Below are 12766 nucleotides of genomic sequence, written 5' to 3' on the forward strand. Positions count from 1 at the left end.
GCTGCACCCGCTCAGATGCGGTTTCGTGCACAGGACAGCGACACGATCCGGCACCCTCAGCGTCGTCGGCGATCCAGGGCCTCGAGCGCCGCGTCACGCAGCAGCGAGGGCTCGACGACCTCGCCGGTCATCAGCTGCACCTGCACGGCCGCCTGGTGCGCCAGCAGGTCCAGGCCCGACACGACGGTCGCACCGGTGCGCTCCGCGGCGCTGGCCAACGCCGTGGGCCACGGGTCGTAGACCACGTCGAACACCGCAGAGACTCCCACCACCCACTGCTCGGCGTGGTCCGTGACGGCGGCGCCGGGGATCGTCGAGACCAGGAGGTCCACCGGTCGACCCGGTGGATCGGCCAGGCTCGAGACCGTCACCGTGAGACCGCTGCCGCGAGCGATCGCGAGGGCGTCCTGCGCCCGTGCCGGGTCCCGCACGACCAGATCGAGATGCCGCACCCCGGCGCCAGCGATCGCGTGCGCGATCGATCCCGCCGTCGCACCCCCACCGAGGATGCGCGCGGTCGACGCGACAACCCCCCGTTCGGCCAGAACCGCGACCGTGCCGGCCACGTCGGTGTTGTCGGCCGTGAGTCGTTCGTCCTCGCCGACCACCAGGGTGTTCGCGATGCCCAGCAGGTCCACGACCGTGCTGCTGCGGTGAGCCACCGCGGCGGCCTCGCGCTTCAGCGGCGCGGTGATCGAGAAGCCGCGCACGTCCTCGCCCAGCGCCCCGACGAAGGCCGCGAGGGTCCCTTCGGGCACCTCGACCGCCTCGTACGTCCAGTCCAGTCCGAGCGCGAGGTAAGCCGTCCGGTGCATCACCGGGGACAGCGAGTGCTTCACCGGTGAGCCGAGGACGGCACACCTCATCCGCAGACGCCATCCGGCGCGGTCTGGCAGTACTCCTGCAGCTGGGCCACGGCGACGTTGTGCTGCGCGAACGTGTCGGAGAAGACCGTGTCACCGGTCTCGAGATTCACCGCGACGAAGAACAACCAGTCGCCGTCGGCCGGGTTGAGCGCTGCCTCGATGGTCTTCTCTCCCGGTGACCCGATCGGTCCCGGCGGCAGTCCCGCGTTCGCGTACGTGTTGTAGGCCGACTCGGCGTTGCGCTCTTCGGGCGTGGTGAACACATCGCCCTTGCGGCCGCTGACGTACGACACGGTCGAGTCCAGCTGCAGTGGCATGCCGTCGTCGAGCCGGTTGTACAGCACCCGCGCGACCTTGGCGTAGTCCTCGTCCTGGTTGGCCTCGTACTCCAGGATGCTCGCCACGGTCAGCATCTCCTTGGCGCTGTACCCCAGGGCGCGTGCCCGTGCCTCGATGTCGAGATCCTGCTCCACCGCGACGGTCTTGGCCACCATCTGACTCAGCAGCGACTCGGCGTTCGCCCCGGGCTCGACGGTGTAGGTGGCGGGGAACAGGTAGCCCTCGGGATTGCCGCCGGCGATGTCGGGCAGCCCGATCGACGACGGGTCGTCGAGCGAGGCTTGCAGCTCCTCGGCGCTGATGTCGGTGCCCGAGGACACGATCTCGACCACCTGGTCGACCCTCGCGCCCTCCGGGATGGTGACCTTGCCCTCCACGCGGTTGGATCGGTCCGACAGGATCGCCATCGCACCGTCGGAGGACATCTCCTCCTGCAGCTCGTAGAAGCCGGCCTGGATGGCCTGGAATCGGTCATCGACCAGGCTGAGCTGGTAGAACGCCTCGGCGGTCTGGACGACACCCTCGTCCTCGAGGATGTTCGCGATGGACTGACCGCCGGCTCCCTCGGGGATCTCGACCGTCACGCTGCCCGTGCCCGGACCGGGAAAGTCCTCGGGGCCGTTGAAGTAGGTCTGGACCTTGCCGTAGGCGGTGTAGGCACCGAAGACCAGGGCCAGCAGCACGACCAGCACCAGGATCCATCGGGCCCAGGGCTTGCGCGCAGGCTTCTCGGCGCGCCGTCGCCCGTTCGACCGGTTGCTCCGACCGTCATCGCCGGAGGGGTCGCCCCCACCGGTCATCAGGTCAAGTCCACTGTCACTCATGAGTCACCATTGCATCGCTGGTCGGATCGTTCGAAGATCTCACCCGGGGCGGTTCCCCGCATGCGTTCGGCGTCGAGCGCTGTCTCCAGGATCACCGCGGCCGCAGCCTGATCGATGACCTTTCGACGATCGACACCAGATCGACCCTGCTGACGCAGGAGCGCATCCGCAGTCATCGTAGACATTCGCTCATCGATGAGTCGGATGGTCACCGGATTGATCGCGCGTGACAGATCCTCACAGAAGGCTCGGATCTTGGCCGCTGCCGGCCCCTCACGACCGGACAGGCCGATCGGCAGACCCACCACGCACTCGATCGCCTCGACCTCGTCCACGATCTCGGCCAGACGAGCCACGGCCAGCGTGCCGGCCGCCACCGTCTCCAGGGGCGAGGCGAGGATTCCGTCTCGATCGCAGGCAGCGACGCCGATCCGCACGTCACCGACGTCGACACCGATCCGTCGCCCCCTGCGCAGGTCGCGGGGTCGCATCTCGTCGGGTTCGGTCATCGTCACAGCGCCGCCGCTGCGGCGTCGAGCGCTGCCGAGATGGCCGAGACGTCCGTGCCGCCGCCTTGCGCAACGTCGGCCTTGCCTCCACCACGCCCGCCGATGACCGGGCCGATCACGTCGATCAGGTCGTTGGCGCTGAGGCCGCGGTCCTGGGCCGCCGCGTTCAACGCCACGACCGCCATCGGCTTGTCGCCGGCATCGCCGATGACGGCCACGACCGCCGGACGGTCCTGCAGGCGACCGCGGATGTCGAGCGCGAGCGAGCGCACGTCACCACCACCGGCGCCCGCCGCGTGGTGTCCGACGAAGGCGACGCCGTTGATGTCGCGGGCCGCGGCGGCGATGTCGGCGGCGGCGCCCATCAGCTGGGCTGCCCTGAGCTTCTCGGACTCCTTCTCGACCGCCTTGAGCCGGTCGACGAGGTCCTGCACCCGAGCCGTGACGTCCCCGGGCTGCGTCTTGAGGATGTCAGTCAGCTGCCGCACCACGTCACGCTCGCGAGCCAGGTAGGCGAAGCCCTCGAGGCCGACGAGCGCCTCGATGCGCCGATTGCCGGCACCGACCGAGCCGTCGGAGGTCAGCACCACGGTGCCGATCTGCGACGAGCGCTCGACATGGGTGCCACCGCACAGCTCGCGCGACCACGGACCGCCGATCTGCACGACACGCACGTCCTCGCCGTAGGTCTCACCGAACAGGGCGAGTGCGCCCCACTCGCGGGCCTCGGGCAAGGACATCGTCTGTGCCGTGACCTCGAGGTCCTCGCGCAGGGCACGGTTCGAGGCCTCTTCGACGCTGCTCATCTGATCGGGCGACAGCGCTCCGTTCCAGCCGAAGTCGAGCCGCAGGTAGCCCGGGCGGTTGAACGAGCCGGCCTGCAGGGCTGTCGGCCCGAGCACCTCGCGCAGCGCTGCGTGCACCACGTGAGTGCCCGAGTGCGCCTGCCGTGCTCCGCGACGCCAGTCAGGATCGACCTGCGCCTCGAGCGCCGTGTCGACGGTGAGCTCGCCGTCGAGGACGCGAACCTGGTGCACCACGAGCCCCTTGACCGGCCGCTGGACGTCGAGCACCTCGACGGAACCCTCTCCCGACGACGTGGACCAGCGCAGATGCCCCGCGTCGGCGTGCTGCCCACCCGACTCGGCGTAGAACGGCGTGCGGTCGAGGACCACCTCGCCGATCGACCCGGCCGACAGCGCAGGCACACTCTGACCGTCCGAGATCAGGGCCAGTGCACGCGACTCGGTGCTCAGGGTCGTGTAGGCACGCCAGTCGGTCGGTCCGTTGGCGTCGAGGACGCCGCGGTAGACGGTGGTGTCGGCGTGGCTGCCCTTCTTGGACTTGGCATCCGCCTTGGCCCGCGAGCGCTGTTCGCCCATGAGGGAGCGGAAGCCCTCCTCGTCGACCGTCAGACCCTGCTCGGAGGCCATCTCCAGCGTCAGGTCGATCGGGAAGCCGTACGTGTCGTGCAGGGCGAAGGCCTGATCGCCGGCCAGCGACGTGCCGCCCGCGGCCTTGACCCGGTTCGCTGCGGTCTCGAACAGCTGGGTGCCCTTGCCCAGCGTCTGCCGGAACGCCTCCTCCTCGGCATAGGCCACCTTCGCGATGCGCGCGAAGTCGGCCTCGAGCTCGGGGTAGGACGTCTTCATCTGCTCCAGGCTGACCGGCAGCAGCTCGGGCAGCGCCCGATCCTCGTAGCCCAGCAAGCGCATCGAGCGCACGGCCCGGCGCAGCAGGCGACGCAGCACGTACCCGCGGCCCTCGTTGCCCGGCGTGACGCCGTCACCCATCAGCATCAAGCCGCTGCGGACGTGATCGGCGACGACCCGGAATCGCACGTCGTCGTCGTGGTCGGCGCCGTAGGTGCGTCCGGTGAGCTGGGCGGCCTTCTCGACGACCGGGAAGACCTCATCGGTCTCGTACAGGTTGGCCTTGCCCTGCAGCAGGTACGCCACCCGCTCCAGGCCCATGCCGGTGTCGATGTTGGGCTGCGGCAGGGGCTGCACGACGTCGAACTGGTCCTTGCCGCGGACGTTGGCGATCTCTTCGGCCATGAAGACCAGGTTCCAGATCTCCAGGAAACGGTCCTCGTCGACGACCGGGCCGCCGTCGGGGCCGAACTCGGGGCCTCGGTCGACGTAGATCTCGCTGCACGGGCCGCCAGGACCGGCGACGCCCATGTGCCAGTAGTTGTCGAGCAGTCCTCGGTCCTGGATGCGTTCGTCGGGCAGGCCCGCGACCTTCTTCCACAGAGCACGGGACTCCTGGTCCGAGTCGAGCACCGTGACCCAGATGGTGGCGGGGTCGATGCCGAGCCCACCGTCGTCGAGATCACCGGTGATCAACGACCAGGCGAGCTCCATGGCGCCTTCCTTGAAGTACTGGCCGAAGGAGAAGTTGCCGTTCATCTGGAAGAACGTGCCGTGGCGCGTGGTCTTGCCGACCTCCTCGATGTCGAGGGTGCGCACGCACTTCTGGACGCTGACGGCCGTCGGCCACGGCGGCGTCTCCTGACCGAGGAAGTACGGCTTGAACGGCACCATGCCGGCCGGCACGAACAACAGGTTGGGGTCGTCGAACAACAACGGCGCCGACGGAACGACCGTGTGGCCGGCCTTCGCGAAGTGGTCGAGGAAGCGACGACGGATCTCAGCAGTCAGCATGCGGGGCTCTTCATGGGTGGTCCTTCGGGAGGTCTGACTCGATGGCGTCCCGCGGGGCGGGCGCCTGTTCGAGTCGGGAGGTCAGATCGTTCTCGCGGGCCGTCATGCCAGTGATCATCTCGGTGCGGAACTCGCGCCATCCGGCGCCGGCTGCCGCCACCTGATCGATCACGCCCGGGGGCGAGAGACGATACGCGGCCCGGCGCCCCTTGACGGTCGCGTAGGCGCCAGCGACCGCACCTGCTGCCAGCCAGGCGACTCGGGAGATCACTCGCCGACCACCCGTGGCTGGTCGCCGGACGGTGTTCCGCCGCTGAGCCAGGTCTCGTCGGGGTGCAGGGCGCGGGACGGTATCTGGCGCGCGGCGCGGCGGGCGACGCGTTGCCGCAGCCGACGACGACGGCGGAACTCGCGACGCACGATGGCCTGGATGCGATCACGGCTCTCGGGCCGCAGGGCGTGCGCGAGTCCGGCGGCGTAGACCGAGGCACGGGCCGCAGGACGCCCCAGCGCCGTGGCCACCACCTGCTCCTGGGTGGGCGAGACCACCACCCGACCTTCGACCAGTCGGACTACCTGCTGCGCGGGCGCCCTGGAAGGGTCGGGACCGAGCCGGACCAGCTCAGCGCTCGCACTGCTCGAGGTCGCGACCTCGTTGCGCACTGTCTGGTCGGAGGGTGCAGAAGCACGATCGAGGCGGCGCACCGCGCGGACCGCGATCAGGGCCGCCATCACCGCAACGACGGCCAGCACGGCCGTGGCCGCGAGCAGCAGCACCTCCGTTGACATGATGTCGAGCCTAGCGCGCAGGGGATGGTTCTTGAGATCAGCGGTCGCGCAAGATGGTCCGGATCATCTCGAGTCGCTCACGCAGGCGCGCCTCGAAGCCGTGCTCGGTCGGTTCGTAGTAGGTCGCCCCGTCGACATCGTCGGGAGCGTACTGCTGGCCGACGACGCCGCGGACGTCACCGTGCGGGTAGACGTAGTCGTGGCCGTGACCGAGCTTCTTGGCGCCCGCGTAATGGGCATCGCGCAGCGCCGGGGGCACGGCCCCCACCTTGCCCGCGCGAACATCGGCCTGGGCCCGGTCGATGGCGACGACCACGGCGTTGGACTTGGGGGCCGCGGTCAGGTGGATGACCGCCTGCGCCAGGGGGATGCGCGCCTCGGGAAAGCCGATCATCGCCACGGCCTGCGCGGTGGCGGTGGCCAGGGGCAGGGCCGTGGGGTCGGCCATACCGATGTCCTCGCTGGCGTGGATCATCAGCCGACGTGCGATGAACCGGGGGTCCTCGCCGGCCTCGATCATCCGGGCCAGGTAGTGCAGGGCGGCGTCGACGTCCGATCCGCGGATCGACTTGATGAACGCACTGATCACGTCGTAGTGCTGGTCACCGTCGCGGTCGTACCGCACTGCGGCCTTGTCGACGGCCAGCGCAGCATCGTCGACATCGATCTCGGGCTTGCCCTGGGCCGTGGCGGCTCCGGCTGCGGCCTCGAGATAGGTCAGCGCACGCCGACCGTCTCCGCCCGCGAGACGGACCAGGTGGTCGCGGGCCTCGTCAGTCAAGGTGACTGCATCGGCCAGACCCCGGTCGTCGATGAGTGCACGGTCCACCAGCACGCCGATGTCGTCGTCGGACAGGTTCTGCAGGGTCAGCAGCAGGGATCGACTCAGCAGTGGCGAGATGACGCTGAAGTGCGGGTTCTCGGTCGTGGCGGCGACCAGCGACACCCAGCGGTTCTCCACGCCGGGCAGGAGTGCATCCTGCTGGGACTTGCTGAACCGGTGCACCTCGTCGACGAACAGCACGGTCTCGACGCCGTTGGCCAGGGCGCGTCGGGCGCCGGCGATGACCTCCCGCACCTCCTTGACGCCCGCACTGACCGCTGAGACCTCGACGAATCGGCGGTTGGTGTGAGCGCTGAGCAGGCTCGCGATCGTCGTCTTGCCGGTGCCCGGAGGCCCCCACAGCAAGATGGTCAGCGGCTGATCGCCGTCGATCATCTGACGCAACGGTGAGCCCGGCGCGAGCAGATGCTGCTGGCCGACCAGCTCATCGAGCGCTCGCGGTCGCATCCGCACCGCCAGCGGAGCCGATGCGTGCGTGTTGCCGGCCAGACTCCCCCCACCCGGCATCGGGACCGTCGAGTCGCCCGGCAGGTCGAACAACCCGTCAGACGCCATGATCTGACTCTATCGGTGGAGGGTGGGTGTGCGGCTCAGACGGGTAGGCCGTTGGCCTTGCGGATCTCGTCGGCGATGCGGTCCATGATCGTGGTCATGCCGAAGTCCTTGGGGGTGAACACCGCGGCGACTCCGGCGGCCTCCATCGTGCGGGCGTCAGAGGTGGGAATGATGCCGCCGACGATCAGCGGGACGTCACCGATGCCTGCCTCCTTCATGGCGGCCTGCACGTCGGGCACCAGCTCCATGTGGGATCCGGACAGGATCGACAGGCCCACGCAGTGCACGTCCTCGGCGACCGCGGCGGCAACGATCTGGGCGGGGGTCAGCCGGATGCCCTGGTAGACGACCTCGAAGCCGGCATCGCGGGCGCGCACCGCGATCTGCTCGGCGCCGTTGGAGTGGCCGTCGAGGCCCGGCTTGCCGACCAGGAAGCGCAGGCGGGTGCCCAGCTCGTCGCCGGTCGCCTTGACCTTCTCGCGCACCGCGGTGAGCTCGGCGCCGGCATCGACGACGCTGGCCACACCGCTGACTCCAGTGGGCGCCCGATACTCCCCGAACACCTCGCGCAGCGCCCCGGCCCACTCCCCCACGGTGGCGCCGGCCCGCACGGCGGCGAGGGTCGCCTCCATCAGGTTGGTGTCGGTCTTGGCCTCGTTCTGGAGGCGCTGCAGCGCGTCCTCGACCGCACCGGCGTCGCGTTGCTCGCGCCAGACCTCCAGCTCTGCGATCGCATTGGCCTCCGCCTTCGGATCGGAGGCCATGATGGCGCCGTCGAGGTCGGCGGTCAGCGGCGACGGTTCGGTCTCCGTGTAGCTGTTGACACCCACGACCAACATGTCGCCGGCCTCGATGCGGGCACGACGCTCGGCGTGCGAACCGACCATGGCCTGCTTCATGTACCCGGACTCCACGGCAGCGACTGCACCGCCCATGGCCTGGACCCGATCGATCTCGGCCTTGGCGCCCTCGCACAGCTCGTTGACCTTGGCCTCGATGACGACCGAGCCCTCGAAGATGTCGTCGTACTCCAGCAGGTCGGACTCGAAGGCCAGCACCTGCTGCAGACGCAGGGACCACTGCTGGTCCCACGGGCGAGGCAGGCCGAGGGCCTCGTTCCAGGCTGGCAGCTGCACGGCGCGGGCGCGAGCATCCTTGCTCAGGGTGACCCCGAGCATCTCCAGCACGATGCGCTGGACGTTGTTCTCGGGCTGCGCCTCGGTCAGCCCCAGGGAGTTGACCTGCACGCCGTAACGCATGCGCCGCATCTTGGGATCCTGCACGCCATAGCGCTCACGGGTGATCTCGTCCCACAGACGCCCGAAGGCGCGCATCTTGCACATCTCCTCGATGAACCGCACGCCGGCGTTGACGAAGAAGGAGATGCGCCCCACGACGTTCTCGAACTCCTCGGGCGGCACCTGGCCGGAGTCCTTGACCGCGTCGAGCACCGCGATCGCAGTGGTCAGCGCGTACGCGAGCTCCTGCGTGGGCGTCGCGCCGGCCTCCTGCAGGTGATAGCTGCAGATGTTGAGCGGATTCCACTTCGGGATGGTGCTGACCGTGTAGGCGATCATGTCGGTGGTCAGTCGCAGCGACGGCGCCGGGCCGAACACGTACGTGCCGCGCGACAGGTACTCCTTGATGATGTCGTTCTGGGTGGTGCCGGCCAGCTGGGACGGATCGACGCCCTGCTCCTCGGCGGCGACCTGGTACATCGCCAGCAGCCACATCGCGGTGGCGTTGATGGTCATGGAGGTGTTCATCGCGTCCAGGGGGATGTCCTCGAACAACCTCCGCATCGTGCCCAGGTGCGGGATCGGCACGCCCACCTTGCCGACCTCACCGCGCGACAGCACGTGGTCCGGGTCGTACCCGGTCTGTGTCGGCAGGTCGAAGGCCACCGAGAGCCCGGTCTGCCCCTTGGAGAGGTTCTTGCGGTACAGGGCGTTGGACTCGGCTGCCGAGCTGTGACCGGCATAGGTGCGCATGACCCAGGGTCGATCGCGCTCGGGCAGGTCTGCCGCACTCGTGTCAGCCATGCCGGTCAGGTTACCTTCCCGTAATGTGAGCGGTCACCTGTTTGCTGGAGCGGCCTGGCTCACACCCGAGGGATCTAGACTCAGTCCCATGGTGAATCTGACGCGCATCTACACCCGCACCGGCGACGCCGGGACGACCCGTCTGGGCGACATGAGCGAGACGTCCAAGCTCGACCTGCGCCTGCAGGCCTATGCCGACGTCGACGAGGCCAACGCCCAGCTCGGGCTGGCCCTGGCGTTCGGTCGTCAGTTTGCGGGAACCCTGGACGACGACGTGGCTGCCGTGCTGACCCACGTCCAGAACGACCTGTTCGACGTCGGGGCCGATCTGAGCTGCCCGATCGTCCAGGACCCGGAATATCCCCCGCTGCGGGTCGAGCCGGACTACGTCGACCGTCTCGAGGGATGGTGTGACCACTACAACGAGGACCTGCCGAAGCTGCGCTCGTTCATCCTGCGCGGAGGCACCCCGACGGCCGCGGCCATTCATGTGGCCTGCACCGTGGTGCGCCGCGCCGAGCGGGCCACCTGGGCCGCGCATGCCGAGCACGGTGAGTCCATGAACGTGCTGACCGCCAAGTACCTGAACCGCCTCAGCGACCTGCTGTTCATCCTCGGCCGACACGCGAACCGCACCGACGGCGACATCCTGTGGGTCCCCGGAGGCGAACGCTGACCCCACGCACGGTGGCGAACGCTGACCTCCCCGGGACGACGAAGCCCCACCGCCCCGGGGGACGGTGGGGCTTGGCGCGGACTTGATCAGTCCCAGTCGATCCCGTTGGTGGAGTAGGAGCCGGACTTGACGATGGTGACGGTCGACGTGTCACTCGTCGCGGGGGCCTTGGCAGCAGAAGCTGCGGGCGCGATGCCGATGACGGACACGGCTGTGACGACGGCAGCTGCCGTCAGGCGCTTGACGAACACGATGTACCTCTTTGCCTCGGGGTTGGTTGTGATGATTCTCTCGGACCAGAGGCATATCGTCAATCAGTACTAGAGGACATTGTTGACGCGTTGTCCTGGCGGGGAGGATTCCAACCACGACAGCAGGCCCGTCAGGGCTCTCGGGTTCATCGCGAACTGACGCACCCCGCAGTCGTTGTCGGTCTCGACCACCACGTGGCCGGCGTGCAGCGCGTGCATCTCTCCGCCCTGGGGTGCCCTGCGGCCCTCGATCAGCACTGACCCACGGGTGAAGCGCAGGGCCGGCCTCAGAGTCAGCGAAAAGGTCCGGTACCACCGCAGCTCGGTGTCGCCGTAGACAGCGAACCCGAGCACCCAACCGGGGCCTGGATCAGCATGCCGGTTGGTGCTCAGGTCGAAGCTGCCGGGCGCCGCCAGGATTCGTCTGCGCACGACGAACCACACCAGCACGAGCACCGCCAGACCGACGATGAGCGCGAGGGAGTCGACCAACCACAACCACAGTGGCACGAGCTCCCCTTTCGCGAGAACGCCGAAAAGCTCAGACGGCCTTGCCGATGGTTCGGAACTTGGCCTCGGCGCGACGCACGGCGTCGTAGTCCTCCTCGGCCTTGGCCTGATCGATCTCGTGCTGGATCTTGTCCGTGTCGATCTCTGCCTCCAGCAAGATCTCCTCGCTGAGGATCGAGACGTGATCGTCAGCGACCGAGAGGAACCCCTCGATCACCGCGGCACGGACCGTGTCACCGTGGACGGCCTTGATGACCACGACACCCGGGACGATCAGCGACAGCAGGGGCGCGTGCCCGCGCAGCACGCCGAGGTCACCCTCGACGGTGCGCGCGCTGACCTCGTCAGCCTCGCCCGACCACACGACGCGGTCGGCGGCCACGAGCTCGACCTGCAGACTGCCTGCACTGGACGATGCCATCAGAGACCCTTCTGGATTTCTTCCCACTTCTTGTCGACGTCCTCGAGGCCGCCGCACATGAAGAAGGCCTGCTCGGCCACGTGGTCGTAGTCGCCGTCACAGATCTTGGTGAAGCCGTCGATGGTCTCGTCGATGGAGACCGTCGAGCCCTCGATGCCGGTGAACTGCTTGGCCACGTAGGTGTTCTGGCTCAGGAAGCGCTGGATGCGGCGTGCGCGCGAGACCAGCGTCTTGTCCTCCTCGCTGAGCTCGTCGACACCGAGGATCGCGATGATGTCCTGCAGCTCCTTGTTGCGCTGCAGGATCGACTTGACCCGGTTCGCCGTGCGGTAGTGGTCGTCGGCGATGTAACGCGGGTCCAGGATGCGTGACGTGGAGGTCAGCGGGTCCACGGCCGGGTAGATGCCCATGGAGGCGATCTCACGGTTGAGCTCGGTCGTGGCATCCAGGTGCGCGAACGTGGTGGCCGGGGCCGGGTCGGTGTAGTCGTCCGCCGGCACGTAGATGGCCTGCAGCGACGTGATCGAGTGACCACGCGTCGAGGTGATGCGCTCTTGCAGCACGCCCATCTCGTCGGCCAGCGTGGGCTGGTAACCGACGGCCGACGGCATGCGGCCGAGCAGCGTGGAGACCTCCGAGCCGGCCTGCGTGAACCGGAAGATGTTGTCGATGAACAACAACACGTCCTGGTTCTGCACGTCGCGGAAGTACTCGGCCATGGTCAGGGCCGACAGGGCGACGCGCAGACGTGCTCCCGGCGGCTCGTCCATCTGGCCGAAGACGAGGGCGGTCTGTCCGAGGACGCCGGCCTCCTCCATCTCGGCGATGAGGTCGTTGCCTTCACGGGTGCGCTCGCCGACTCCGGCGAACACCGACACGCCACCGTGGTTGCGAGCGACACGGGCGATCATCTCCTGGATCAGCACGGTCTTGCCGACACCAGCGCCGCCGAACAGGCCGATCTTGCCGCCGAGCACGTACGGCGTCAGCAGGTCGATGACCTTGATGCCGGTCTCGAACATCTCGGTCTTGGACTCGAGCTGGTCGAAGGCAGGAGCCTTGCCGTGGATGCCACGGCGCTCCTTGACCTCCCAGGCCTCGCCCTCCTTGAGGTTCATGACATCACCGGTGGTGTTGAACACCTTGCCGAGCGTCTGGTCGCCGACCGGGACCGTGATGGGTCCGCCGGTGTCGGTGACCGTGGCGCCACGGACGATGCCGTCGGTGGGCCGCAGGCTGATGGCACGGACCAGTCCGTCGCCGATGTGCAGCGCGACCTCGAGGGTCAACGTCTCGGTGACACCGTCGATGGTGGTGTCGACCTTGAGCGCGTTGTACATGTCGGGGATCTGATCGGTGGGGAACTCGATGTCGAGCACCGGGCCGATCACGCGGGCCACGCGGCCCGTGGAGCTGCCGGTGCCGCCCTGGTTGGAGCTGGACTCGTCAATGGTGGCAGTCATGGTCTCTTCTC

At 68.4% G+C, this 12766-nt stretch carries 13 protein-coding genes; 1 reads left to right on the forward strand and 12 read right to left on the reverse strand.

Annotation, left to right across the window (positions count from 1 at the left end; all coding sequences use genetic code 11):
- Positions 1-56: 56 nt before the first annotated feature.
- Genes ACHAA3_RS00690 through ACHAA3_RS00725 form a run of 8 tightly spaced genes read right to left on the reverse strand, consistent with a single transcriptional unit; the run spans position 57 to position 9434 of the window.
- Entirely contained in the window at positions 57-866 is an 810-nt protein-coding gene (locus ACHAA3_RS00690; protein ID WP_435707002.1) for a shikimate dehydrogenase family protein, read from the reverse strand.
- Entirely contained in the window at positions 863-2029 is a 1167-nt protein-coding gene (mltG, locus tag ACHAA3_RS00695) for an endolytic transglycosylase MltG (protein WP_435707003.1), read from the reverse strand. The genes ACHAA3_RS00690 and mltG overlap by 4 nt, the downstream gene beginning before the upstream one ends.
- Positions 2026-2538: a Holliday junction resolvase RuvX gene (gene ruvX / locus ACHAA3_RS00700; protein ID WP_435707004.1), complete on the reverse strand. Its 513-nt coding sequence runs from the start codon at positions 2536-2538 to the stop codon at positions 2026-2028. Before ruvX ends, mltG begins: the two co-directional genes overlap by 4 nt.
- 2 nt (positions 2539-2540) lie before the next feature.
- The gene (alaS, locus tag ACHAA3_RS00705) at positions 2541-5204 is read right to left on the reverse strand and encodes an alanine--tRNA ligase (RefSeq protein ID WP_435707005.1); all 2664 of its coding nucleotides are present in this window, start codon (positions 5202-5204) and stop codon (positions 2541-2543) included.
- Positions 5205-5214: 10 nt separating this feature from the next.
- A complete protein-coding gene (locus tag ACHAA3_RS00710) occupies positions 5215-5475 on the reverse strand; it encodes a DUF6167 family protein (RefSeq protein WP_435707006.1) in 261 nt (86 codons plus the stop codon).
- Positions 5472-5993, reverse strand: a complete 522-nt coding sequence (locus ACHAA3_RS00715) for a hypothetical protein (protein WP_435707007.1) — start codon at positions 5991-5993, stop codon at positions 5472-5474. Before ACHAA3_RS00715 ends, ACHAA3_RS00710 begins: the two co-directional genes overlap by 4 nt.
- A 37-nt stretch (positions 5994-6030) precedes the next feature.
- Complete coding sequence (locus ACHAA3_RS00720; RefSeq protein ID WP_435707008.1) at positions 6031-7392, reverse strand: replication-associated recombination protein A; 1362 nt, start codon at positions 7390-7392, stop codon at positions 6031-6033.
- Positions 7393-7427: 35 nt separating this feature from the next.
- The gene (locus ACHAA3_RS00725) at positions 7428-9434 is read right to left on the reverse strand and encodes a protein meaA (RefSeq protein WP_435707009.1); all 2007 of its coding nucleotides are present in this window, start codon (positions 9432-9434) and stop codon (positions 7428-7430) included.
- 88 nt (positions 9435-9522) lie between these two features.
- Here ACHAA3_RS00725 and ACHAA3_RS00730 point away from each other — a divergent pair, with 88 nt between their 5' ends.
- On the forward strand, positions 9523-10110 hold the full coding sequence (locus ACHAA3_RS00730) for a cob(I)yrinic acid a,c-diamide adenosyltransferase (RefSeq protein WP_435707010.1): 588 nt from the start codon (positions 9523-9525) through the stop codon (positions 10108-10110).
- Between the two features lie 86 nt (positions 10111-10196).
- On the opposite strand, the gene ACHAA3_RS00735 is transcribed toward ACHAA3_RS00730, so the two are convergent.
- The 4 genes from ACHAA3_RS00735 to atpD form a co-directional block, all read right to left on the reverse strand.
- Entirely contained in the window at positions 10197-10361 is a 165-nt protein-coding gene (locus ACHAA3_RS00735) for a hypothetical protein (RefSeq protein ID WP_435707011.1), read from the reverse strand.
- Positions 10362-10430: 69 nt separating this feature from the next.
- Complete coding sequence (locus tag ACHAA3_RS00740) at positions 10431-10871, reverse strand: DUF2550 domain-containing protein (RefSeq protein ID WP_435707012.1); 441 nt, start codon at positions 10869-10871, stop codon at positions 10431-10433.
- A 31-nt stretch (positions 10872-10902) separates the two neighbouring features.
- On the reverse strand, positions 10903-11292 hold the full coding sequence (locus ACHAA3_RS00745; RefSeq protein WP_435707013.1) for a F0F1 ATP synthase subunit epsilon: 390 nt from the start codon (positions 11290-11292) through the stop codon (positions 10903-10905).
- Complete coding sequence (gene atpD / locus ACHAA3_RS00750) at positions 11292-12755, reverse strand: F0F1 ATP synthase subunit beta (RefSeq protein ID WP_435707014.1); 1464 nt, start codon at positions 12753-12755, stop codon at positions 11292-11294. The genes ACHAA3_RS00745 and atpD overlap by 1 nt, the downstream gene beginning before the upstream one ends.
- Positions 12756-12766: the final 11 nt, after the last annotated feature.

Origin of the sequence: Aeromicrobium sp. CF3.5, from assembly GCF_051262695.1 — a bacterium.
Taxonomy (GTDB): domain Bacteria; phylum Actinomycetota; class Actinomycetes; order Propionibacteriales; family Nocardioidaceae; genus Aeromicrobium.